Source organism: Planococcus salinus, from assembly GCF_003719725.1.
Classification (GTDB): Bacteria; Bacillota; Bacilli; order Bacillales_A; family Planococcaceae; genus Planococcus; species Planococcus salinus.
In genome coordinates, this window is record NZ_RIAX01000004.1 from 1 (window position 1) to 21,152 (window position 21,152).

The window sequence follows — 21,152 nt, forward strand, 5'->3', positions numbered from 1 at the left end:
CTGCGTAAATAAAACTCTAACTTTAAGGGGTCACTACCCGGCTGCTCTTTTTTTAATCCTCTTTTCTCCTTCTGAACCTGACAAGGATGTATGCCAGGATGCCCACAATCGCCAGGAAAAGATAAAGGCGGGCAAAATAGATTTCAAACCAATGAACTTCACTGAAATTCATAACAAAATTCAATAAAGTGATCACCAATAAAACAATGGCTATTCCGAAAACGGCCAAACCTGCATACCGGAGCAGTTTTAAAAAAGGTTTCATCACCATTCCCTCCATAAGACGCGTATTCCATGGGAACTGCCAGCAATACTACCCTATTCCCGATTGGCTTTGAAACATGCAAAAAACTCGAAAACATTCTGTCAGCCGTGTTTGTTTCGGTAAAGAGCGGGAATTCAAGAAATACGGTCGTCCTCGCAATAGACCTGCAAGGCAATCAGCTTATGCACAATGAAGAAGGTTACTCACAATAAAATCGAAACAACTGTACATTATGTGGATAAATATTTGATAAAGTTCCAAAATTCGTATAAAAAATAACTTATCAACATGTGGATAACCGAATAACCATGCGTTTTCCACAGAAAGGAGTTTGTCTATGTTTGAAATTTCATTGGATAGCTTTATCCGTATCGTGACAGTCGGCGTCTTGGCGTATATCGGCCTCATTTTGTTTTTACGGATTTCCGGAAAACGAACACTGACCAAATTGAATGCTTTTGACCTGGTTGTCTCTGTTGCACTCGGTTCTACGCTTGCCACCATCCTGCTCGACAGCAGCATTTCACTGTTTGAAGGCCTGACAGCTTTTGCGGTGCTTATTTTTATGCAATACATTATTGCTATTGGATCTGTATATTTCAGTTGGTTCAACGACTTGATCAAATCGGAGCCCAAACTGCTTTATCTGGAAGGAAGGTTTTTGAGAAAAGCCATGAAGGAGGAAAGAATCAAAGAAATTGAGATTCTCCAGGCAATGCGCTCATCCGGAATGGGCGATACTGAAAAAGTAAAAGCGGTCGTTCTCGAAACAGACGGCAGCATGTCCATCATCAGCAGCGAACCGAAAGACGCTTTGGCGAATGTTAACTCACCCGACCAAAAACTAACTGCACCGGATTGACCGGTGCAGTTTTTATCGTGGCGTTTTTACGCGGTTTTTCCGATACTCTCTGCGCGCAGGAGCTGTATCAAAAAATCGCTTTTCCCCTTCCGACTCCGGAACAACAGGAGGAACCGGGACAGGCTTTCCATCATCCCCCATAGCCACCAGTGTTAAAAACGATTCTGTCGTCAGTTTCGTTTTTCCCGTCTGGAGGTTCTGAGAGGTCACACGGACATATACTTCCATCGAAGTTCTTCCGGTGGAGGTGACATTCGCTTCCAATCCCAGGACTTCCCCCACATGGGCAGAAGATAAAAAGTCGACCGAATCAATGGAAGCTGTGACCACTACCGGACGCCTTGAATGCTTCATAGCGGCGATGCCGGCTACTTCATCGATGTAAGCCAGTACTTTCCCTCCGAAAATCGAATCCATATGATTGGTATCCGGCGGTAACACTAATTTCGTTTGGATGGTGCGTGATTCTTTCATCGGAACCCCTTCCATAGCCATCTCTCCTTTTCTTCTATGACTTTTATTATACCTCAAAACACTAGACAGGCAGCTCGTGATATATTGAGATAAAGGAGGAATCGGCATGTCCGAATTACTGAACATATTAAACACCCCTGAATTTCAATCGAAACAGACTCTTACAGCCCAGATTCGGAAGCTGGGCATATCAGCTGGAGATGCATTGATGATCCATTCTTCGCTTAAGTCGCTGGGCTGGATTGCCGGCGGGGCTCAAGCGGTGGTCGAAGCGTTCATGGAAACCGTAACCCCTGAAGGCACACTTGTCATGCCAGCTCAATCAGCGGATAACTCTGATCCGGTCTACTGGATGGAGCCTCCCGTCCCTGAAAATTGGCATCAGGCGATCCGGGATCAATTGCCGGCCTATGACCCACATTTAACAGCGCTGCGCGGCATGGGGAAAATCGCAGAATGCTTCCATCGCCATCCGGGCACGGTAAGAAGTCCTCATCCCGCCCATTCCTTTATGGCTTGGGGAAAATACGCCTCCGCTTGGATGGCTGATCACCCACTGGAAGATTCGTTCGGCAGTCGCTCCCCGCTTGGCAAGATGATGGCGACTGACGTGAAAATTGTATTGATCGGCGTTGGATTCGACGTTTGCACGGCTCTTCACTTTGCCGAATTCATGCAGAAAAACCCCAGTTATTCCCCTCAAGGAGCAGCTGTTCTGGTGAACGGAAAACGCACTTGGCAAACGTATGATTGTGTGGATATGGATGCGGATCGTTTTCCGGAGCTGGTCAAACAATATGACGGAGACATTGTGAAAGGAACTCTGGGTCAAGCGGAAGTGAACATCACAGACATGCGGCCTTTAGTGGATTTTGGAATCCGCTGGCTCTCTGAAAATCCTTCACCGGTGCAACGGGCCTCCTCCATTGCAGACTCTGAAAGATAACCATGTCAAAAGCCGGCCCACATAAGTGAGCCGGCTTATTTTGACAAAATCTCATCCAAGAGTTGTTCCAGACGCTGATTGTCCGCATGGAATGAGTCCACAAACGCATTGATGATGTCAGCAGGTCGCAACACTTTTTGCCACTCTAATTTGTAGCCCGCATTCAGCATGAGCTGGCGGGCAAATTCACGAATTGTGCGCCCGTTGCCTTCCCGAAAAGGATGCAGAGCATTGAGCTCAGCCAAAAAATATGCAAGCCGCGATATCGTCTTTGACCGCGGCAGATCTTTCAAATAATTTTCTTTTTCCAAGTCGTTGAAAATCTTATCGAGCTGTGGCCCGATATATTTCGGATGGGCAAATGAAGAAGAACCTTTTGAAATCATTTCTCTTCTGATTTCCCCGGCAAAAGGATAGACATCCTGTAAAATGTAATGATGGATTGCGATAAAGGCTTTTTTGTCCAGCGGATCGGCCGGTTTCTGGATCAGCAGTTCTGAAAGACGGAAAAGAGTATAAACCGTTTCCAGCTCTTTCAGCTTTTCTTCGTCCTTTATCTCAAATAAATTAATCAGGACTTCCGTACCGGGATAGCAGTACAACGAAGTATGCTGATACTTAGACATCGAATTTCATCTTGATGGTCTTATGGAATTGATCTTCCGTCCGCTCACCAGTCAATACTGACCGTACAAAATTTTTGTCGTCACTAGTCACATGAAACCCTTCGGTAGCGAGTGAATGTGAGGCATATGAAATTGCATGGTTAGCTTGTTCGCTGGACACCCGATTCTCTAATTTCGTCAACATCATGACCACCTTTCATTCTCCTATTATACCATTTTCCACCCCCCATTTCCATTACGGGCACCCCTCAACTTTCGCTTAAAAGCTTGGCAGAACAACAAAAAGAGCGGTTGGGAGATACTCCTCAACCGCTCTTTCGCTATAGTTGTTCCTGCAGCTCCTGATTTTCCTCCGCGGTAAAAGCCCGCGATCTGGTAAGGAACCGTTTGCCTTCCACTCCTTCAAGAGAGAACATTCCTCCGCGTCCGGAAACAACATCGATAATCAATTGTGTATGCCGCCAGTAGTCAAATTGGTTTTTATGCATGTAGAATTTGCTGCCGCCGATTTCGCCCAGCAGCACATCCTGGTCGCCGACCATCAAATCGCCTTCCGGATAGCACATGGGGGAACTGCCGTCACAGCACCCTCCCGATTGATGGAACATAAGCGGTCCGTGCTTGCTTTTCAGCAGTTCGATCAACTCCAAAGCTGCATCTGTCGCAATCACTCGTTCGACCATTGATATCCCTTCTTTCCCATCAAAAGAATCCTTGTTTGTCCTGGCTGTAGCTGACGAGCATGTTTTTGGTCTGCTGGTAATGGTCCAGCATCATTTTGTGGTTTTCACGCCCCACACCGGACATTTTATAGCCGCCGAATGCTGCGTGCGCAGGATATTGGTGATAGCAGTTGGTCCATACACGGCCAGCCTGGATGCCGCGTCCGAAACGATATGCTGTGTGTGTGTCACGTGTCCAGATGCCCGCTCCCAGTCCATACAATGTGTCATTGGCAATTTCCATCGCTTCTTCTTTTGTCTTGAAAGTCGTCACCGACACCACTGGCCCAAAAATCTCTTCCTGGAAAATCCGCATCTTATTATTTCCTTTGAACACTGTCGGCTTGATGTAATAGCCTTCTTTCAGATCACCTTCCAGCACATTCCGCTCTCCACCGATCAGCACTTCAGCGCCTTCCTGTTTTCCGATATCGAGGTAGGACATGATTTTTTCCATCTGTTCCTGTGAAGCCTGCGCCCCCATCATCGTTTCGGGATCGAGTGGGTTGCCGATTTTAATCGCTTCGACGCGTTTCAGTGCCCGTTCCATGAATTCGTCGTAAATATCTTCCTGAATCAACACACGTGAAGGGCACGTACACACTTCACCTTGGTTCAGGGCAAACATCACAAATCCTTCAATTGCTTTGTCCAAAAATGCATCGTCTTCATCCATGATGTCTTTGAAAAAGATATTTGGTGATTTTCCGCCCAGCTCCAATGTGACAGGAATCAGGTTTTGAGACGCATATTGCATAATCATCCGGCCGGTAGTCGTTTCACCGGTGAATGCGATTTTGCTGATGCGAGGGCTTGAAGCAAGCGGCTTTCCTGCTTCCAATCCAAACCCATTCACGATATTCAGCACGCCTGGAGGCAAAAGATCCCCTACCAGCTCAGCCCATACCAGAATGCTGGCCGGCGTCTGTTCAGCCGGCTTAAGGACAACACAGTTCCCGGCAGCAAGAGCAGGCGCCAGTTTCCACGTTGCCATCAAAAGAGGGAAATTCCATGGAATGATCTGCCCCACCACTCCAAGCGGTTCATGAAAATGATAGGCTACTGTGTCTTCGTCGATTTGGCTGATGGACCCTTCCTGCGCACGGATCACGCCTGCAAAATACCGGAAATGATCGATTGCCAACGGCAAGTCAGCATTTAAAGTTTCCCTCACGGCTTTACCGTTGTCCCAGGTTTCTGCTACAGCAAGCATTTCCAGGTTTTCTTCCATCCGGTCGGCAATTTTCAGCAGGATGTTGGAACGTTCCGTTGTGGACGTTTTGCCCCACGCATCTTTGGCTGCATGTGCTGCGTCCAGTGCCGCTTCCACGTCTTCCGCCGTCGAACGTGCGACTTCCGTGAATTTTTTGCCGTTTACAGGTGAGACGTTGTCAAAATACTGTCCTTTGACAGGTGCTTTCCACTCCCCATTTATGAAGTTGTCATACCTTTCTTTAAAAGAACTCTTCGCGCCTTCCGTGTTCGGTGCAGAATAATCCATTACCATTTTGTTTCCTCCCTTTTTTGAGATTGCCGTTATGTATACGCTTACATTTAAACAAAGGAAATCATGAAAGCGCAAACGGCTCCACCTCTATATTGTCAAATAAGTAAGAAGATTGCAATACCTATATTTATTTTTTATTCAGCAGAACCAGCACTTTTTCATCTTGAAGACTGACTGGTTTTGCGGAAAAGTCAGAAAGGGTATACTAGTAACCATGGAATATAACTTTAGAAGTGAAGGGATCTAATTATGCGCATCAATAAATTTTTAAGTGAGACAGGTATCACATCCCGGCGAGGAGCCGACAAATTCATCGAAGCAAATCGTGTAACAATCAACGGAAAACCGGCTGAACTTGGCAGCAAAGTCCAAGAAGGAGATGTGGTGAGAGTCGATGGCACAATCATTGAGCAGCCGGACCAACAGTATGTCTATATTGCACTCAATAAACCCGTAGGCATCACCAGCACAACAGAACGTCATATAAAGGGGAATATTGTGGATTTCGTCAACCATCCACTTCGAATTTTCCATGTTGGAAGGCTCGATAAAGACTCAGAAGGACTTATTTTACTGACCAATGACGGTGACATTGTCAACGAAATATTGCGCGCTGAAAACGAGCACGAAAAAGAATACATCGTGAAAGTGGATATGCCGGTCACTGAATCATTCCTTAAAAAAATGGAGGAAGGCGTCGAGATCCTCGATACCAAAACCTTGCCTGCAAAAGCCGAAAAGTTATCAAAGTATACATTTAAGCTTACCATCCGTCAGGGATTGAATCGGCAAATTCGCCGGATGTGTTCTGCACTCGGTTATGAAGTCCGCAATCTGCGCCGGATCCGCATCATGAACATCCAGTTGGGGGATTTGGGCGTTGGGGAATGGCGCGATTTAACCGACCAGGAACGAAATGAATTATTCAAGCAATTAAATTATCGACCGAAACGGTAAGGAGGAATCATATGCTGACAATAACGGCCACTCCCCGGCATACTGGAGTGAAAATCAGTGGAGATTATTTTGACCTTGATGAACTCAATCAAGCCATCTACCGTGTCATCGGCGATGAAGACGATTACTATCACCTGGAAGGCTCCAGAATGCGGATACTTGGTGTATGCTATGAAATCCGGCATGCCGCTCAGGGAGACCGCAATGTGGAATCTGTTTTTAACGGACTGCATGAACAGGTAAAAAAGCAGCATGGCTTTATTGCTCCTGACAAAAATGTTTATTTCTCGGCTGAAATTTTATGGCCGGAAGTTCTGTACACAGCTATTGCGCTGAAGAATTTTACAAAGCTTTACCGCGAGTCTGTGGAATTTCCGGAATGGGATATCCATCTGCCGATCGTTCATCATTTCCAATCGCTCATCCTCGACTGTTTACACGGCCATGTGAAGGAGGATGAATACCAGGTTATATTGAAAGCTTTCAATCAGGCAGCCTCTGTCGAAGACTACGCAACCCAATATGTCGATTATTTCAATCTGCAGTACATCAAGATGACAAAACAGCAACGCGAAAAGAGTCTGTCGACCATTGCCGTCAAATTGGCGAACCAGGATAAAGATTACCAGACATTCCGGCAGCAAGTTCTGAAAGCGGCCACCCCGGCAAAAAAAGCAATTCACGAAATTCCGCTGCAAGCTGAATATCCGGAACAGATTGAATGGTAACAAAAGGCTCACGTTTACTTGACGTGAGCCTTTTTCAATCATTAACTTATTTGTATCACGATAATATCACATGCTTTTTCCGCCTTTAAGCTATGGGCTTCGCCCGGTTCTATGTGCAGTATTTTTCCAGGAGTCACTGTCGACATTTCCCCTCCAATATTAAAGGATACACTACCACTTCTGACAACAATCAGGACATCCGCGTCTATTTCGTGCTCCGGCACCACTTCGTTTTCCCGCAATTGAATATTGACGATATTGGTGTTTCCAAAGCTCGACACCTTATGCATATACTGCCTTTTTTCCTGTAAAAAGTCCGGCGTTTCAATTAATTCCATATTATCCACTCCTCCTCTTTACTGGTACTATACCCTCTTAACCCTTCTGAATGTCACAAATTTCGCTTCCTCCTAACCTTGTCCCTATCCGTCAGAAAATAAAGCCCGTGTAAATTCTGCCTGCAGCTGCGCTTAAGATTTTCGCTTAATCCCAATTTTACTGCCGGCTAGTTTGGGTACAGGCAACTCTTTATGGGTCGTCCACATCTTTTGGACCGCCTGCTCAACGTGGGCCGGAAAAGGAGCTGACTTTCTTTTCACGGAATCGATGCCCATCAGCATCTGTTCACTTGTCGCCACTATATCACCTGCTTTGTTCTTCATTTCAAAAAATAAATGAATCCGCTTGGCATCACGATCCAATAACTGCACGCTGGTTCTAAGCGTTTCCGTTTCGTGAACTTCTTTTAAATAACAAATATGGTGCTCCAGCGTAAACATCGTGTAATCATAGCTGGCACGGGCTTCTGCATCCAGGCCGATCAAGTCCATCACCCGGCCTCCCGCTATGCTGAATACTTTTGCGTAGGCAGCATCATTCATATGGCCGTTGTAATCCAACCAACGGCTATGTACTGTCGTTTCATGTATCAACGTCTGTTTTGTCATCCCAATCCCTCCTTATACTTCCTTGTAACAACAATTCGCCATACCCGCCCCAACTTCCTTTCGATTTATCTCTAAACAGCTTCTTTTAGAAGCAAAGGCAAGCCCTCTCCCCTTCAATCGATTGCTCGTATGTTACCGGCGATTTTCCACAGCAAGGCTTCCGTTTTAAAAGCTTCGCTAACAGGGTATATTCTTTACAACAGTTTTTATACAATCGGGAGTGATATAACATGAGAAAATGGTGGATACCTGCAGCAATCGCCTTATTGCTGACTGCATGCGGAAACCCGGAAGACACCAGCCTCCCTGAAGAAGGCGAAACGGAGGTTTCTGCTCCAGAAGGAGAGCTTGACCCTACCGACCCGGAAGAAGTCGACGAAGCCGAATCTGTCACTTTTTCCGCCTTGGTAAATGAGGAAATAGAAGTGGGTGAACCTGTTACCTTGTCAGGAACGGTACAGGAACTGACAGATGATAACGCCTTTCCCGCCTTCATTCTAACGGATGGAGAGCAGGAAGTATTTATCCGCAATATGGCTGAAACTCCAGTGGACGTAAACGACTCAGTGACCGTTCACGGCATCTACGAAGGACTTGCCGAAGAAAGCATGCCGCTTGTTTCCGTATCAGCCATTGAGTAAGCCGGAAGCGATTCATTTATCCACAAAAAAACCGGCTCCTGCAGAAGGGCCGGTTTTTGTAAGATTCACTGTAAGCCTTTTACTTTTTCACCATTTATCCATTCGAAAAACCCGAAAGTAACGCCTTTTCTTATCTTTCAGGTTCTGCAGGTTCGGAAACTTCGTCCAAAGCGGTATCTGCATTTCCGTAAGTTTTATCTTTCACCGCAATGTCTCCCAATGAAACGATGCCGACGAGCTGATCGTCTTCAACAATGGGCAAACGGCGAATTTGGTGCTCAGCCATTAAACTTGCTGCCTCTTCCACATCCATTTCCGCATTTCCTTTGACAATATCAGAAGACAGGATATCAGAGACGGGTGCATTCAGCGAAACCTGTTTTGCAATTCCTCGTGTAACAATATCGCGATCCGTCACAATTCCGAGCAATTTTTTATCATCACTGACTGGTATGGAACCAACGTCCAATTCCTTCATCTTCGAAGCGGCTTCCTGCAAGGTCGTATTCGGTCCGCAAGTCTCAACATCAGGTGTCATGATCTCTTTGACCTTCATCGATTAAGCCTCCTTTGTTTTTTCCTACTCTTCTTTATCCGTTTTGGCAGCAATAAAACTCGCTTCCATAAGAAAAACGGTTCCAGCCGCCAAGCTGAAACCGTTTCTGTACACTTATTCCAAGCAATTATTCGACCATTTGGATGAATTGGCGTGTTCGTTCATGTTTCGGGTTTTCGAAAAAGGTTTTAGGATCAGCAGATTCAATGATTTTCCCTTGGTCTATCATAATAATGCGATCTGCCACTTCTTTCGCAAACTTCATCTCATGCGTCACCACTACCATTGTCATCCCTTCTTCCGCCAATTGCTTCATGACTTGCAGCACTTCGCTGACAAGTTCCGGGTCCAGTGCTGAAGTCGGCTCGTCAAACAGCATGACTTTCGGTTCCATAGCAAGAGATCGGGCAATGGCTACACGTTGTTTCTGGCCACCGGAAAGTTTGCTTGGGTAGACATCCGCCTTGTCGGCCAATCCGACTTTTTCCAGCAATTCGCGACCTTTTTTCTCTGCTTCCGCCCTCTTCTGCCGCTTCACGATAAGCGGAGCTTCTATGACGTTCTCCAGAACAGTCTTATGAGGGAACAGGTTAAAATGCTGGAACACCATCCCCACTTCCGCACGCACTTTTGCTAAATTCTCTTTTTTAGGATCGATGGTATGGCCGTCGATTGTTATTTTTCCTTCGTTGATCAGTTCCAGAAAGTTGAAGCACCTGAGAAGCGTACTTTTGCCGGATCCACTGACGCCTACAAGAACAACCACTTCCTGGGGCTTTACATGCAGATCCACGCCTTTTAGAACTTCCAGATCGCCAAAGGATTTGTGAATATTTTCTCCGATAATCATATGATCCCTCCTCAGGCTTTATCCACATCAAGTTTATTTTCATACAAACGCAATAGGAATGTGAAAATCATAACAAGTGCCAAGTAGTAAAGCGCAACAACCAAAAATGTTTCAAACGGCTGAAAAGATTGCGCCGCTTCCCGGTTGGCAAGTGAAAAGATTTCCGCAACTCCGATGATGTAAACGAGGGATGAATCTTTTAATGTAATAATAAATTGGTTGCCCAGGGGCGGGATGGACCGGCGCAGGGCTTGTGGAAAGACGATTCGCTGCATCGTCTGTTTCCGGTTCATGCCGAGCGACATACTTGCTTCCCGCTGCCCTGGGTCTACACCCTGGATGGCCCCACGGAAAATTTCTGCGATGTATGCGCCGTTATGGACACCCAGAGCGATGGCACCTGCCCAAAAACCAGGCATTGCGTAAATCTCAGAAATACCAAAATATAAAAACATGATCTGGACAATAAGCGGAGTTCCGCGTATTACTGTGATATAGAGGTTTGCGATTCCCTGAAGAATTTTTGATCCGGAAATTTTCATAAGAGCAAAAATCAAACCAATGAGTGTCCCTAAAATAACCCCAACTGCTGTTAATTGGAGCGTGACAAGCGTCGCTTCCAGGAACCCAGGATATGTCCGCATCAATACATCGTATACTGTCACCAAAATTTCCGGCATAAAACTTCACTCCTCCGTATAGCAGCTGCTTATTCGAGAATTTCAATTCCTTCAATATCTACATCGAGGAGGTTACGTCCAAACCACTTCTGGGAAATCTCGTCATAAGTTCCATTTTCAATGATTGTGTCAAGTGCTTCGTTAATCGCTTCCAACAATGCCTCGTCTTCCGGACGCACAGCGATGGCAGCTTGTTCGATCCATAAGTTTTCCCCTACCATTTCAATTTCGAGACCTGCATTCTGTGCTTCGAATCCGACTACATCTGCGGTGATAACAGCATCCAGACGGCCTTCAATCTCCAAATCCTGCAATGCTACGACATCGCTGTCATAGTATTGGATGTTTTCAGTATATTCCTGGGCAGCAGTGTCATAGGTGCTTTGCCCAACGACTCCGATGGTAGCGCCTTCCAGGTCTTCTTTTGATTGGATTTCTGTATTTCCTTCACGAACAAAAATCACACCGCCTGAATAGTAGTAAGGATCTGAGAAAGCCACTTGTTCAGCGCGCTCATTTGTGATGGCCATCGAGCCAAGAATCGCGTCGTAACGATTGGATGTCAAACCTTGGATAATCGTCTGAAACGGAGTAGTTACCGGATTTGGTTCCAATCCCATCTCCTCAGCAATGGCATTGCCGATATCAATATCGAAACCGGTCAAAGTGCCGCCTTCTTCAAAATTGAAAGGTCTGTACAGTCCACTTGATGCTGAAGTGAATTTCCCTTCTTCCACCAGGTTCAACTCGCTGCCTCCACCTTCAGTGCCAGTGTCTGATCCTTCTGACCCGTTTGACGCTTCTTCTTCTGATCCACAGGCTGCCATTAGCATTCCTGCTGAGAAAACCACTCCTAAAAACGATAGCTTCTTTTTCATCTTGATCTCCCCTTTTCTCTTATGACTGACCAAAGCGCCAAAGCGCTTTGGGACTTACAGTATTCGGAAAAACGTGCATCGCGTCGCCTTGTTATGCTGCCGTTGCCAGTACAAAATCTCTCTTGACGAAAAAGAGAATTGCTTGAAAACCGGGCCAAGTACTTAAATTATACAGTTATGAGGTAAACCCTGCAACAAAAGGCAGAAATTTCTGTACATGTGCATCCTTCTCCCTGCGCCTTCTTCCATTTGTTTCAAGCTAAACCAGACGGGTATAGTAACAATAGATTTCAAGTCAAAAACAGAAAGGAGTAAACCCATGAAAACCTTGAACTTGATCGCTTTGATATTGCTGATTGTCGGCGGTTTGAACTGGTTGCTTGTTGGTCTTTTCTCATTTGACTTAGTTGCTGCAATTTTCGGTGGAGATGTTGGTGAAAAATCAGCCTTCTCACGTGTCATTTATGTCATTGTCGGGTTATGTGCACTTTATGCATTGAGATTCATCCCATTCGTCTCAAACGAGCCGAACCGCGATCGGACACACACCTAAAGTTAAACAAAAAAGCATTCCGTCATTTGTCGGAATGCTTTTTTTATTTTTTTATTTCCCGGGAAATAAGCTCTTGGCGTATCAGTGAGAGCGTGTCAGCACAGGAGCTTTATCAATGCCATGTGATTCTTGTTATTTTTTCGCCTTATGGACTTTCAACGTCTTACCTTTGACTGTCTTGCCTTTCATCGCTTTCAATACCATAGGACCTTTCCCGTTCAAAATATCGATATAGGTGACAGTATCCTGTATTTTGATAATGCCGATATCTTCTGCAGTTACATCAGGAATGCTTGTCAGCGTGCCCACAAAGTCAAAAGCCCGCAGCTTCTTTTTCTTGCCTCCATTAAAATACAACTTCATGATGTCTTTGTTTACTTGTTCATTTTTATTCTTTTTTAATGGCGGAAGGCTTTCCATCTTTTCTGTAAATGCTTTTTGTGCTTTTTCAATTTCCTGCGAGGAAGGTAAATTCCCATGATCGATAGCAAAGCCAATAAACTTTTCGATTTCACGGAGGAATTTATCTTCGTAAGGTGTAGCCAATGTAATCACTTTTCCTGTTTTACCTGCACGCCCTGTCCTGCCTGCACGGTGAACATAACTTTCCTTCTCCAACGGAATGTCGTAGTTGATGACATGGGTAATGCTGTCGATATCGATGCCACGCGCCGCTACGTCTGTAGCAACAAGATAACGGAACTCCCCGCGCTTGAATTCATTCATCACCGCAAAACGGTCTTCCTGTACCATACCGCCATGGAGTTTGTCACAAGTATAGTCGAGTTTCTCAAGTTGCTCCATGACAAAATCGACATTATCTTTGGTACGGCAAAAAATAATGCAGCTGTCCGGATTTTCGATGATGGTGACATCACGAAGCAGCGAAAACTTCTTTTGCTCTTCAACTGTGTAGAGTGAATGTTCAATTTGATCCGTTAAAGTGGCTGCAGAAGCAATTTCAATATATTGAGGGTCGGTCATGTACTTTTTCTGCAGCGATATGATATGTTCCGGGAGAGTGGCCGAAAACAGCATGGTCGTCCGATGTTCAGGAATTTTTCCGATAATCGCCTCAACTTGTTCAATAAACCCCATATTGAGCATTTCATCCGCTTCGTCAAGTACCAGAAATTCGATGCGTTCCAACTGCATCGTCCCTCTTTCAATATGGTCCAGTACACGGCCTGGAGTTCCGACGACCACATGGCATTTTTGCTTCAGCTCTGCCTGCTGATATGCAAAGGGGTGCTTGCCATAGACGGCGGCCGCTTTGATTCGCTTGAAACGCCCAATATTTGTGATATCCTCTTTTACTTGATCCGCCAATTCCCGTGTCGGGGTCAAAATGAGAGCCTGAGGCTTATTTTCTTCCCATTCGACCAATTCGCAAATTGGAATGCCGAAAGCCGCTGTTTTTCCGCTGCCTGTTTGAGACTTTACCGTTACGTCATTCTTCTCCAGAGCAACTGGCACCACTTTTTGCTGCACTTCCGTCGGTTCGGTGTAACCAAGACCTTCCAGTGCCTGTAAAATAGAGTTGCTTATCTTAAATTGAGTAAATTTTTTGCTGTTCATTTCCGTACTCCTTTGTTGTTCGAAGAATTGCCACTGCTCCTATTATGGCACGGATTTCTATTTTCTGCCGTTAATGAATTAATGAATCTTTACAGCGCTCTTTGTTATTGATCCAGAAGACTGACCGAAACTTTGACATCAAGGTTTTGGCTTCCTCCCCGGTAAACTCCCTGCACCGGACTGACATCATTATAATCACGCCCCACTCCAACGCGAATATGATTTTCCAGCGCTTCGACGTTATTGGTCGGATCAAGCCCGACCCAGCCAATGCCCGGTACCATGACTTCCACCCATGCATGACTGGCCGCATCTCCGATAAGCGCCGAGTTTTCTCCTACATACAGATATCCGCTGACATACCGGGCGGGAATCTGCTTGTTCCGCAATATCCCAAGCATGACATGGGTGATATCCTGGCATACGCCTTTCATCAAATCGAATGATTCCGTTCCTTTAGTGGAAACAGTTGTCGATTCGCCATCATAAGAGAAATGATCATGCATATACTCCATCACATCAATGGCATATTGAACGGGGTTTGACATAACGCCCAGCTCACGGTCCACCTGCTTCATCTGATCCACCGATAAATAAGTGTATGCAGTATTGCTTAAAAAGGCCAAATAATGTTCGCTGAATAACTGGGAATGAAAAATGGCGTTCATTTCCGGCGAATAGTCAATGCGATGGATAAAGGGACTTTTTTGTATGCTGACAATGGAAGTCGCTTTCACTTCCAAATGCTGATGATGTTCAGCGATAAAGAAAGTTTCTACACTATTGCCCCATATGTCGACATGTTCTTTTGTCAAAGAGGCAGGTGTGATATCTGCACGGTAAGACAATAAGCGCTGGCATTCATCCGTTCTCGGTTTCAGCCGGATGGTGTTCATGCTCTGGTCCACTATTGTTTCGTATTCGAAAATATTAGTATGTTCAATTTTATATTTCATAGAAGTAAGTCCTTCCATCGTTAAAGTTTGTGATTGATAGTTCCCCGACTGCTGTATGGCGGGATCGATTAAGTAATAGGTTTTTGAAAAGATATGTCCGATTTCATTGCAGCCGTCCTGAAAGTGGTTCAGGAAATCCATCATTTCGTCAGAATTCCATTCATCGATGTGTACTTCGTCAAAATCCGTCCGCAACTGATCCAGTTTCGCAAACAATTCCCATGAATAGTGAGACACTTTCCCACTCTCCAGCTCATTTACTGCATCTCTTACATGATCCAGGCAGTAGATGATCGAGCGTGGAAACGTTTTGTCGGAAATAAGGAAAGACAACACCATTTTCGGATCCATCTTAGGAGGATTTGCTTTCAGATAAGCTTCGTAGCCATTGGTCATACGCAATGCTGACAACCAGTAAAAATAATCTTCCGCTTGCGCTTCCAGTGCTCTTTCCCGTGTGCGTTCACATACGACATTTAAAATTCGGGCAATTTTTTCCGCCCTCTCGAGCCATTTGCCTATCTTGATGATTTGATAAGCGACTCCTCTGGACATAGTGGATTCAATAATGCCTTGAGAAATCAGTGAAGTCGTTTTGACGTGATCAAGGAACTGACGCACCTCTTTTACCGTATGATGCTGCCCCTCCATTTGCTGTAATGCCAAATAACAGCTGTTCCATGATTCCCAATAGTCGTCTGTCACGTGGTCACGGCTGACGCGGGCATTCTCCCTTGCTATACCAAGACAGCTTGCCACCGAATTTGAATTGCTCTGAGCCAATGCCAAAAAGTCTATGAGCTGGCTCTCTTCATAGGAAGGAAGAGATTTAAGCTGCGTCATAATTTCAGACGAAGCACATATATCAAAAATAAGCTTCCAGTCACTGTCACGCACCAGTTCTTCATCAGAAGCTTCCAGCATCTGCAGAAGCTGAACATCTAAAATTCGCGCGTTATTTTCCGCTCGTTCTGCATTGCGTGACATCCAATACAAAGAGTTTGCTACACGGCTAAGCATGATGAAGTCCCCCTCCCACGTCTTTATGGACCCATGTATCTTTTCCTCCGCCTCCCTGCGAAGAGTTGACCACGAGTGACCCTTTTTTCAAAGCCACCCGGGACAGACCACCGGGAAGTACCCTTGTCTTTTCGCCACGCATAACAAATACGCGCAAATCGACGTGGCAAGGATAAAATTCTTCGCCCTGGTACGCGGGAGCCCTCGATAACTTAATGGTCGGCTGGGCAATGTATTGGTGAGGTGTTTCAAGAATTTTTTCACGAAATTTTTCAATCAGCTCTTTTGAGGCATGGGGGCCTACGAGCATATCGTAGCCTCCGGAAGCGCCAACATTTTTTACTACCAGCTCTTCCAAATGCTCAAGCACCCATTCCCGGTCCTCTTTGTTATCCAGCAAATACGTTTTGACATTGTCGATGATCGGCTCTTCACCCAGGTAATACTGAATCATTTTCGGTACGTAGGCGTAGATCGCTTTGTCATCAGCCACTCCATTGCCGATGCCATTCAAAATGGCCACATTTCCTTTGCGGTAAGCCTGCACCAATCCTGGAACACCTAATGCGGAATCTTCCCTGAAGGCTTCGGGATCCAAAAAGTCATCGTCAATCCGCCGGTAAATGATATCTACCCGTTTTAATCCACGGATCGATTTCATATAGACGATATTCTTCTTGACCACCAGATCCCTTCCTTCTACAAGCTGCAGCCCCATTTGCTGTGCCAAAAATACATGATCGTAATACGCTGAATTGTACATGCCCGGAGTCAGCAGCACCGCAAATGGTTTGTCATTTCCTGTGGCGGGGGCATGGTCCAAAATAGCTTCATGCAAGTGGACCATCTGCTGTTCCAGTGTGTGAACGGAATATTTCGCGAAAAATTCCGGATACACTTGCCTCATGACATACCGATTCTGATAAACGTAGGACATACCGGAAGGATTACGCAGATTATCTTCAAGTACATGGTATTTCCCTTGCTCGTCCCGAATCAAATCGATTCCGGCCAAAAAGATATGGTTCTTCAGCGGAATATCAATGCCTTGGACTTGCTTGGCGTAGTAATAAGGGTTTTCTTCGATCAAATGCCTTGGAATGATTCCATCTTCAAGAATTTTCTGCTCATGATATACATCTTCCAAAAACCGATTAAGGGCTTCTGCCCGTTGAACCATCCCTTTTTCTATTGTTGCCCACTCCTCCGGAGAAATGATGATGGGCACAAAATCGAAAGGCATTGTACGTTCCGTCCCTACGTTATTATTGTAAACAGTGAAAGTAATCCCTTGTCTCAAAAAGGATAATTGAGCCGTTTCGTGTTTCTCTTTCAATTCCTCCTCCGAAAACTGGTTCAGAATCTCAAAGAACTTCCGATAATGCTTTTTCGGCTTTAGCTTGTCCGTGAACATTTCATCAAAAAATTGGTCGGTCGAGTAAGATTTAAACATCGGCTTTCCCCCTTTTTAATAGATTACTAAAAATTCTGAAATAATTATAGAGAGAAAAAAAGCTATCCCTCTTTTTTTATAGGAGCGATAGCTTTTCTATTGGTTATGTTATCCATCATTCACTTGTCAAAAGTGGAATCTTTTTTCGAGCCGTCTTCGTCCAGGTCTTTCTTGAGAGATTCGGTGTATGGAGTGCTTCCGCCATAAACTCCACCACTCGGTGCAGTATTGGACGAGGAACCGGTTTTCGAAGGTTCACTGCCGGAAGATGTATTTTCTGAAGAGCCTGTGGTCTTCTTATCAGATGAATCCCCAACTTCTTTTTGCAGAACCTGATTTGCCTTATCAAGCGTATCTTTCTCTTTATCCATCATTTTCTGCTGGCTGTCGATGACTTCTTTGACCGCTTCAACAGCCTTGCTGACACCAGGCTTTATCCGATCTACCATACCGCCTGACTGCTCATTTAAACGCTCCAGGCTTTTTTTCATATTCTCTTTCACGTTACTGGTTTGTTGTGTGCCAGTACCGTTTGAATCCACTTTCTTTTGTGCCATTGCAGAGCCGATTGCAGCACCAATTCCCAGTAATACCAACTTGCCCATGAGTCCACCTGATTTTCGTGCCATGTAAATTCCCCCTTTGATTTTAGATACACTACGACTTTTGTATCCCCTTTTCCTTGTATTTTCAAACCTAAGAAAATGAAAAATGCAAATAATTTTGAAAATAAATGGGATGCCGGCTTATAGTAAGATAATTTTCTTGGCCATCCTGCTATGTCAATTTGGCGAACGCCAGCTATCAAAAAATTTTTCCATCCTGTAACATGGCTTCTTCGAATGCTTTCACCACTTCCGGGTCATATTGTATGCCAGCAAGGCTTTTAATTTCATTCATGGCGTAATTCGCAGAATACGCTTTTCGGTATGCGCGGTCTTCTGTCATCGCATCAAACGTATCACAGACGCCAATTATTTTCGCCTCCAGCAATATCTCGTCCCCTGTTAATCCCAAAGGGTAGCCCCTGCCGTCTATCCGCTCATGATGCTGTTCCACGATGTCGGCCAGATCTGCATAAGCCGTTTTTCGAATCATGTCAGCGCCATCTCCAGGATGCTTTTTCACCATTGTAAATTCTTCGTCTGTCAGTTTGCCAGGTTTTTTTAATACTTTTTCCGGTATATTGATTTTTCCGATGTCATGAAGAATGGATGCAAGAAACAAGTTTTCTATTCTGCCTTTTCTTAATTTCATCTTCGTGGCTGTCTTTAGTGCATATTGAGATACCCGGGCACTGTGCTTGAAGGTGTAACGGTCCTTCTTTTCCACCGCTTCCCCCACCTTGCGCAACTCGTTGATTTCCTCACTGAGGTAATGAAATGTTGGAGCGGTGGAAACAGCCAACAGAACAACGTCTGTCTTGGCAGTAAAATGGAAGGTCTCTTGCAAATTCTTTGCCGAAAACACATCATCCTGCGCAAGCCCCACTTTTTCCCCGTTCAATTCCAGCTCAATTTCTCCCTGCAATATGTAGTAATATTCTTGGACACTGGCATCTTCGCTTGGAAAAAGAGCAAATAGATTCCCTTTCGGAATCGTCTGCTTCATGATTTCGATGCCATCCCCTCTTCCAAGGAGACTCAGAGATGTTAACCCGTTATTCACTTTTTCCAGACAACCATTTTTTAATATGTCCAAGCCTTTCATTTTCACACATCCTTTTAAATACATTATGAGAGTATAGAAGTTCTATACTCTCATAATAGTCCATCTATCCTTTTGTGGCCATTCAGTTTACCAACCAATCACACGAATAGGGTCGATCAACGCTTCCACATCCCCAAACTGGCCAGGTGTTAAATAAATTTCAGTCTCTACACCAGCTTTGGAAGCTTTGGAAATTTCTTTCACTGTCATTTTTTCCGCTTTGACTCTCAGATCAGCGATTAACTTATCTCTTTTCTGCTGGTATTTTACTTGCAGCCTCTCCTGTTTGGCTGAGTTTTTTTCCAGTGTTGACTTGTTCTTGTAATGCGCATAGAACCTGTCAGCTTTACTTTCATTTTTTTCAATTTCAAAGTCGATTTTGTTATTGGTTTTTTCGATACCGCTCAGAGCTTTTTCAACTTCTTGATTTGTTTCAGCCCCTGCTGCAAACCCTGGAGCTCCTGCTGATAAAATAAGTGCCAGCGAAACGCCGAAAGCCATTACCCCTTTTTTGAACATAAACTTTCCTCCTGTTTATTCATTGTCAGCAGGAAGCCAATATACATATCTTATTACACTTCATCCTCCCGGTACACAGTTAAAATAGGATATTATGACTACCCGCTGTTATTAGTATATATGAACTAACATAAATAAACAACAAAGATCGAAATATTCAATATATTTACTTTTTCAAAAAAAGACCAGGAGTATTGCATCCCGGTCCTTTTCAGTCATTTATGGCAACATTGTGGTTCCCATTAAAAATCGATCGCATTCTCTGGCAGCCTGGCGCCCTTCATTGATCGCCCATACAATCAGACTTTGTCCGCGGCGCACGTCGCCTGCTGCGAACACACCTTCAATATTGGTGGCATGTTCACCATACTCCGCTTTTACCCTCGAATTTTCATCCGTTTCTACAGCCAGCTTTTGAATCAATCCTTGGTCAGGACCGCTGAAGCCGATTGCCAACAGCACCAGATCCGCTTTCCAGACTTTTTCAGTGCCTGGGATCTCTTCGCGAATGCGGTTGCCGTTTTCATCGATTTTCAGTTTAACGTTAACCGTGTGGACTTCTTTCACGTTTCCTTTTTCATCGCCCACAAACTTTTTCGTCATCACAGCATAAGCTCTTGGATCATCGCCAAAATTGGCAGCGGCTTCTTTGTGGCCGTATTCTACCCGGTGGACGCGTGGATACTGAGGCCATGGGTTGCCTTTCTCGTCACGGAGGGCTCCTTTTTGATCGTAAACATCAAATTGGACAAGACTCTTGCAATTATGGCGGACTGACGTTGCCAAACAGTCCGTCCCCGTGTCGCCTCCGCCGATGACAATAACGTCTTTTCCTTCTGCTGAAATATAATTGCCGTCTTCCAGGTTGGAATCCAACAAGCTCTTGGTAGTGGAGTGAAGAAAGTCCATTGCATAATGGATGCCTTTCAAATCACGGCCTTCCACATCGATATTACGATGAACAGTGGCTCCTGCACACATCACTACTGCATCAAAATCGGCACGTAAAGTTGAAACAGGGTAATCTTTCCCCACTTCGGTATTTGTCACGAATGTGATGCCTTCCTGTTCCAGAATGTTGACGCGGCGCTTCACCACGTCATAAGACAGTTTCATCTCCGGAATGCCGTAGGTCAGCAGTCCACCGACGCGGTCACTGCGTTCAAAAACCGTCACAGAATGGCCCGCTTTGTTTAGCTGGGCAGCAGCAGCCAAGCCGGCAGGACCAGAACCGATGACAGCCACTTTTTTGCCTGTCCGTGTTTTCGGCGGTTCCGGTACTACCCATCCTTCTGCAAAGCCTCTTTCGATAATCGAGCGTTCCACCGTCCGGATGGCTACAGGCGGTTCATTGATGCCCAGTACGCAAGCACCTTCACAAGGCGCAGGACATGCGATGCCTGTAAATTCCGGAAAATTGTTCATCAGGTGTTCTCTTCTTAATGCTTCTTTCCACTGCCCTCTGTAAACGAGGTCATTCCATTCAGGGATCAGATGGTAAACCGGGCAACCTGTGGTCGTCCCGGCCAGTTCCATTCCCGACTGGCAGGTTGGCACGCCGCAATCCATGCAGCGCGCTCCCTGTTTTCTTACTTCTTCATCCGACAGCGGAATCGTATAGTCTTTCCAGTCATTCGTCCGCTCTGCAGGATTTCGCTCTTTGAGTGTCTGTCTGTCATATTCCATGAATCCAGTTGCTTTTCCCATCATTTCCCTCCTGTTCA

Annotated in this window: 25 protein-coding genes and 1 pseudogene; 6 read left to right on the forward strand and 20 right to left on the reverse strand. The window is 45.2% G+C overall.

Annotated elements, in window-relative coordinates; translation table 11 throughout:
- Nucleotides 1–52: 52 nt before the first annotated feature.
- Nucleotides 53–265 (reverse strand): hypothetical protein, encoded by a 213-nt coding sequence (locus tag EEX84_RS06700; RefSeq protein WP_123164853.1) that lies wholly within the window; start codon nt 263–265, stop codon nt 53–55.
- 337 nt (nt 266–602) lie between these two features.
- Between EEX84_RS06700 and EEX84_RS06710 the strand changes: the two genes are divergently transcribed.
- Nucleotides 603–1,127: a DUF421 domain-containing protein gene (locus EEX84_RS06710; RefSeq protein WP_123164855.1), complete on the forward strand. Its 525-nt coding sequence runs from the start codon at nt 603–605 to the stop codon at nt 1,125–1,127.
- Between the two features lie 12 nt (nt 1,128–1,139).
- Here EEX84_RS06710 and EEX84_RS06715 read toward each other — a convergent pair whose 3' ends face one another.
- Nucleotides 1,140–1,616, reverse strand: a complete 477-nt coding sequence (locus EEX84_RS06715) for an acyl-CoA thioesterase (protein ID WP_123164856.1) — start codon at nt 1,614–1,616, stop codon at nt 1,140–1,142.
- A gap of 91 nt (nt 1,617–1,707) precedes the next feature.
- Here EEX84_RS06715 and EEX84_RS06720 point away from each other — a divergent pair, with 91 nt between their 5' ends.
- Nucleotides 1,708–2,547 carry an AAC(3) family N-acetyltransferase gene (locus EEX84_RS06720; protein ID WP_123164857.1) on the forward strand — a complete coding sequence of 280 codons (840 nt, stop codon included), beginning with the start codon at nt 1,708–1,710 and terminating at the stop codon, nt 2,545–2,547.
- Between the two features lie 35 nt (nt 2,548–2,582).
- Here the strand turns inward: EEX84_RS06720 and EEX84_RS06725 are convergent, their stop codons facing one another.
- From EEX84_RS06725 to adh, 4 genes are all read right to left on the reverse strand, one after another.
- On the reverse strand, nt 2,583–3,173 hold the full coding sequence (locus EEX84_RS06725; RefSeq protein ID WP_123164858.1) for a Fic/DOC family protein: 591 nt from the start codon (nt 3,171–3,173) through the stop codon (nt 2,583–2,585).
- Nucleotides 3,166–3,357 (reverse strand): hypothetical protein, encoded by a 192-nt coding sequence (locus EEX84_RS06730; RefSeq protein WP_123165139.1) that lies wholly within the window; start codon nt 3,355–3,357, stop codon nt 3,166–3,168. The genes EEX84_RS06725 and EEX84_RS06730 overlap by 8 nt, the downstream gene beginning before the upstream one ends.
- 136 nt (nt 3,358–3,493) lie before the next feature.
- A complete protein-coding gene (locus tag EEX84_RS06735; RefSeq protein ID WP_123164859.1) occupies nt 3,494–3,856 on the reverse strand; it encodes a DUF779 domain-containing protein in 363 nt (120 codons plus the stop codon).
- Nucleotides 3,857–3,875: 19 nt separating this feature from the next.
- The gene (adh, locus tag EEX84_RS06740; protein ID WP_123165140.1) at nt 3,876–5,396 is read right to left on the reverse strand and encodes an aldehyde dehydrogenase; all 1,521 of its coding nucleotides are present in this window, start codon (nt 5,394–5,396) and stop codon (nt 3,876–3,878) included.
- A 255-nt stretch (nt 5,397–5,651) separates the two neighbouring features.
- Here adh and rluF point away from each other — a divergent pair, with 255 nt between their 5' ends.
- Entirely contained in the window at nt 5,652–6,359 is a 708-nt protein-coding gene (rluF, locus tag EEX84_RS06745) for a 23S rRNA pseudouridine(2604) synthase RluF (protein ID WP_123164860.1), read from the forward strand.
- Between the two features lie 11 nt (nt 6,360–6,370).
- On the forward strand, nt 6,371–7,087 hold the full coding sequence (locus EEX84_RS06750; RefSeq protein ID WP_123164861.1) for a DUF6904 family protein: 717 nt from the start codon (nt 6,371–6,373) through the stop codon (nt 7,085–7,087).
- A gap of 41 nt (nt 7,088–7,128) precedes the next feature.
- Here EEX84_RS06750 and EEX84_RS06755 read toward each other — a convergent pair whose 3' ends face one another.
- Together EEX84_RS06755 and EEX84_RS06760 are read right to left on the reverse strand one after the other, a co-directional pair.
- Entirely contained in the window at nt 7,129–7,425 is a 297-nt protein-coding gene (locus EEX84_RS06755) for an AraC family ligand binding domain-containing protein (protein ID WP_123164862.1), read from the reverse strand.
- A 132-nt stretch (nt 7,426–7,557) separates the two neighbouring features.
- Nucleotides 7,558–8,034, reverse strand: a complete 477-nt coding sequence (locus EEX84_RS06760) for a thioesterase family protein (RefSeq protein ID WP_123164863.1) — start codon at nt 8,032–8,034, stop codon at nt 7,558–7,560.
- A gap of 230 nt (nt 8,035–8,264) precedes the next feature.
- Between EEX84_RS06760 and EEX84_RS06765 the strand changes: the two genes are divergently transcribed.
- Complete coding sequence (locus tag EEX84_RS06765; protein ID WP_123164864.1) at nt 8,265–8,675, forward strand: hypothetical protein; 411 nt, start codon at nt 8,265–8,267, stop codon at nt 8,673–8,675.
- A 130-nt stretch (nt 8,676–8,805) separates the two neighbouring features.
- Here the strand turns inward: EEX84_RS06765 and EEX84_RS06770 are convergent, their stop codons facing one another.
- The 4 genes from EEX84_RS06770 to EEX84_RS06785 all read right to left on the reverse strand — a co-directional run bounded on the left by EEX84_RS06770 (nt 8,806) and on the right by EEX84_RS06785 (nt 11,639).
- Complete coding sequence (locus EEX84_RS06770; RefSeq protein WP_123164865.1) at nt 8,806–9,231, reverse strand: CBS domain-containing protein; 426 nt, start codon at nt 9,229–9,231, stop codon at nt 8,806–8,808.
- Nucleotides 9,232–9,358: 127 nt separating this feature from the next.
- Nucleotides 9,359–10,081, reverse strand: a complete 723-nt coding sequence (locus tag EEX84_RS06775; RefSeq protein ID WP_123164866.1) for an amino acid ABC transporter ATP-binding protein — start codon at nt 10,079–10,081, stop codon at nt 9,359–9,361.
- An 11-nt stretch (nt 10,082–10,092) separates the two neighbouring features.
- Nucleotides 10,093–10,761 (reverse strand): amino acid ABC transporter permease, encoded by a 669-nt coding sequence (locus tag EEX84_RS06780; RefSeq protein ID WP_123164867.1) that lies wholly within the window; start codon nt 10,759–10,761, stop codon nt 10,093–10,095.
- Nucleotides 10,762–10,790: 29 nt separating this feature from the next.
- The gene (locus EEX84_RS06785; protein WP_123164868.1) at nt 10,791–11,639 is read right to left on the reverse strand and encodes a transporter substrate-binding domain-containing protein; all 849 of its coding nucleotides are present in this window, start codon (nt 11,637–11,639) and stop codon (nt 10,791–10,793) included.
- 319 nt (nt 11,640–11,958) lie between these two features.
- Between EEX84_RS06785 and EEX84_RS06790 the strand changes: the two genes are divergently transcribed.
- Nucleotides 11,959–12,192 (forward strand): DUF378 domain-containing protein, encoded by a 234-nt coding sequence (locus EEX84_RS06790; RefSeq protein ID WP_123164869.1) that lies wholly within the window; start codon nt 11,959–11,961, stop codon nt 12,190–12,192.
- A gap of 132 nt (nt 12,193–12,324) precedes the next feature.
- Here EEX84_RS06790 and EEX84_RS06795 read toward each other — a convergent pair whose 3' ends face one another.
- From EEX84_RS06795 to EEX84_RS06825, 8 genes and pseudogenes are all read right to left on the reverse strand, one after another.
- Nucleotides 12,325–13,770, reverse strand: a complete 1,446-nt coding sequence (locus EEX84_RS06795; RefSeq protein WP_123164870.1) for a DEAD/DEAH box helicase — start codon at nt 13,768–13,770, stop codon at nt 12,325–12,327.
- A gap of 104 nt (nt 13,771–13,874) precedes the next feature.
- Nucleotides 13,875–14,726, reverse strand: a complete 852-nt coding sequence (locus EEX84_RS16775) for a transglutaminase family protein (RefSeq protein WP_420812564.1) — start codon at nt 14,724–14,726, stop codon at nt 13,875–13,877.
- A gap of 135 nt (nt 14,727–14,861) precedes the next feature.
- Nucleotides 14,862–15,746 (reverse strand): annotated as a pseudogene (locus EEX84_RS16780) (alpha-E domain-containing protein); the annotation flags it as partial.
- Nucleotides 15,739–17,199 (reverse strand): circularly permuted type 2 ATP-grasp protein, encoded by a 1,461-nt coding sequence (locus EEX84_RS06805; RefSeq protein WP_123164872.1) that lies wholly within the window; start codon nt 17,197–17,199, stop codon nt 15,739–15,741. The pseudogene EEX84_RS16780 and the gene EEX84_RS06805, both read right to left, overlap by 8 nt.
- A gap of 119 nt (nt 17,200–17,318) precedes the next feature.
- On the reverse strand, nt 17,319–17,828 hold the full coding sequence (locus tag EEX84_RS06810) for a hypothetical protein (protein WP_123164873.1): 510 nt from the start codon (nt 17,826–17,828) through the stop codon (nt 17,319–17,321).
- 175 nt (nt 17,829–18,003) lie between these two features.
- On the reverse strand, nt 18,004–18,909 hold the full coding sequence (locus EEX84_RS06815) for an HD-GYP domain-containing protein (protein ID WP_123164874.1): 906 nt from the start codon (nt 18,907–18,909) through the stop codon (nt 18,004–18,006).
- An 87-nt stretch (nt 18,910–18,996) separates the two neighbouring features.
- Nucleotides 18,997–19,428 carry a hypothetical protein gene (locus EEX84_RS06820; RefSeq protein ID WP_123164875.1) on the reverse strand — a complete coding sequence of 144 codons (432 nt, stop codon included), beginning with the start codon at nt 19,426–19,428 and terminating at the stop codon, nt 18,997–18,999.
- Between the two features lie 219 nt (nt 19,429–19,647).
- A complete protein-coding gene (locus EEX84_RS06825) occupies nt 19,648–21,135 on the reverse strand; it encodes a glutamate synthase subunit beta (RefSeq protein WP_123164876.1) in 1,488 nt (495 codons plus the stop codon).
- Nucleotides 21,136–21,152 lie beyond the last annotated feature (17 nt).

What these genes read in the sequence shown, in the direction of transcription:
- EEX84_RS06700 (WP_123164853.1), bottom strand. Translation starts at nt 265, where the DNA reads ATGAAACCTTTTTTAAAACTGCTCCGGTATGCAGGTTTGGCCGTTTTC.
- EEX84_RS06710 (WP_123164855.1), top strand. Translation starts at nt 603, where the DNA reads ATGTTTGAAATTTCATTGGATAGCTTTATCCGTATCGTGACAGTCGGC.
- EEX84_RS06715 (WP_123164856.1), bottom strand. Translation starts at nt 1,616, where the DNA reads ATGGAAGGGGTTCCGATGAAAGAATCACGCACCATCCAAACGAAATTA.
- EEX84_RS06720 (WP_123164857.1), top strand. Translation starts at nt 1,708, where the DNA reads ATGTCCGAATTACTGAACATATTAAACACCCCTGAATTTCAATCGAAA.
- EEX84_RS06725 (WP_123164858.1), bottom strand. Translation starts at nt 3,173, where the DNA reads ATGTCTAAGTATCAGCATACTTCGTTGTACTGCTATCCCGGTACGGAA.
- EEX84_RS06730 (WP_123165139.1), bottom strand. Translation starts at nt 3,357, where the DNA reads ATGTTGACGAAATTAGAGAATCGGGTGTCCAGCGAACAAGCTAACCAT.
- EEX84_RS06735 (WP_123164859.1), bottom strand. Translation starts at nt 3,856, where the DNA reads ATGGTCGAACGAGTGATTGCGACAGATGCAGCTTTGGAGTTGATCGAA.
- adh (WP_123165140.1), bottom strand. Translation starts at nt 5,396, where the DNA reads ATGGATTATTCTGCACCGAACACGGAAGGCGCGAAGAGTTCTTTTAAA.
- rluF (WP_123164860.1), top strand. Translation starts at nt 5,652, where the DNA reads ATGCGCATCAATAAATTTTTAAGTGAGACAGGTATCACATCCCGGCGA.
- EEX84_RS06750 (WP_123164861.1), top strand. Translation starts at nt 6,371, where the DNA reads ATGCTGACAATAACGGCCACTCCCCGGCATACTGGAGTGAAAATCAGT.
- EEX84_RS06755 (WP_123164862.1), bottom strand. Translation starts at nt 7,425, where the DNA reads ATGGAATTAATTGAAACGCCGGACTTTTTACAGGAAAAAAGGCAGTAT.
- EEX84_RS06760 (WP_123164863.1), bottom strand. Translation starts at nt 8,034, where the DNA reads ATGACAAAACAGACGTTGATACATGAAACGACAGTACATAGCCGTTGG.
- EEX84_RS06765 (WP_123164864.1), top strand. Translation starts at nt 8,265, where the DNA reads ATGAGAAAATGGTGGATACCTGCAGCAATCGCCTTATTGCTGACTGCA.
- EEX84_RS06770 (WP_123164865.1), bottom strand. Translation starts at nt 9,231, where the DNA reads ATGAAGGTCAAAGAGATCATGACACCTGATGTTGAGACTTGCGGACCG.
- EEX84_RS06775 (WP_123164866.1), bottom strand. Translation starts at nt 10,081, where the DNA reads ATGATTATCGGAGAAAATATTCACAAATCCTTTGGCGATCTGGAAGTT.
- EEX84_RS06780 (WP_123164867.1), bottom strand. Translation starts at nt 10,761, where the DNA reads ATGCCGGAAATTTTGGTGACAGTATACGATGTATTGATGCGGACATAT.
- EEX84_RS06785 (WP_123164868.1), bottom strand. Translation starts at nt 11,639, where the DNA reads ATGAAAAAGAAGCTATCGTTTTTAGGAGTGGTTTTCTCAGCAGGAATG.
- EEX84_RS06790 (WP_123164869.1), top strand. Translation starts at nt 11,959, where the DNA reads ATGAAAACCTTGAACTTGATCGCTTTGATATTGCTGATTGTCGGCGGT.
- EEX84_RS06795 (WP_123164870.1), bottom strand. Translation starts at nt 13,770, where the DNA reads ATGAACAGCAAAAAATTTACTCAATTTAAGATAAGCAACTCTATTTTA.
- EEX84_RS16775 (WP_420812564.1), bottom strand. Translation starts at nt 14,726, where the DNA reads ATGAAATATAAAATTGAACATACTAATATTTTCGAATACGAAACAATA.
- EEX84_RS06805 (WP_123164872.1), bottom strand. Translation starts at nt 17,199, where the DNA reads ATGTTTAAATCTTACTCGACCGACCAATTTTTTGATGAAATGTTCACG.
- EEX84_RS06810 (WP_123164873.1), bottom strand. Translation starts at nt 17,828, where the DNA reads ATGGCACGAAAATCAGGTGGACTCATGGGCAAGTTGGTATTACTGGGA.
- EEX84_RS06815 (WP_123164874.1), bottom strand. Translation starts at nt 18,909, where the DNA reads ATGAAAGGCTTGGACATATTAAAAAATGGTTGTCTGGAAAAAGTGAAT.
- EEX84_RS06820 (WP_123164875.1), bottom strand. Translation starts at nt 19,428, where the DNA reads ATGTTCAAAAAAGGGGTAATGGCTTTCGGCGTTTCGCTGGCACTTATT.
- EEX84_RS06825 (WP_123164876.1), bottom strand. Translation starts at nt 21,135, where the DNA reads ATGGGAAAAGCAACTGGATTCATGGAATATGACAGACAGACACTCAAA.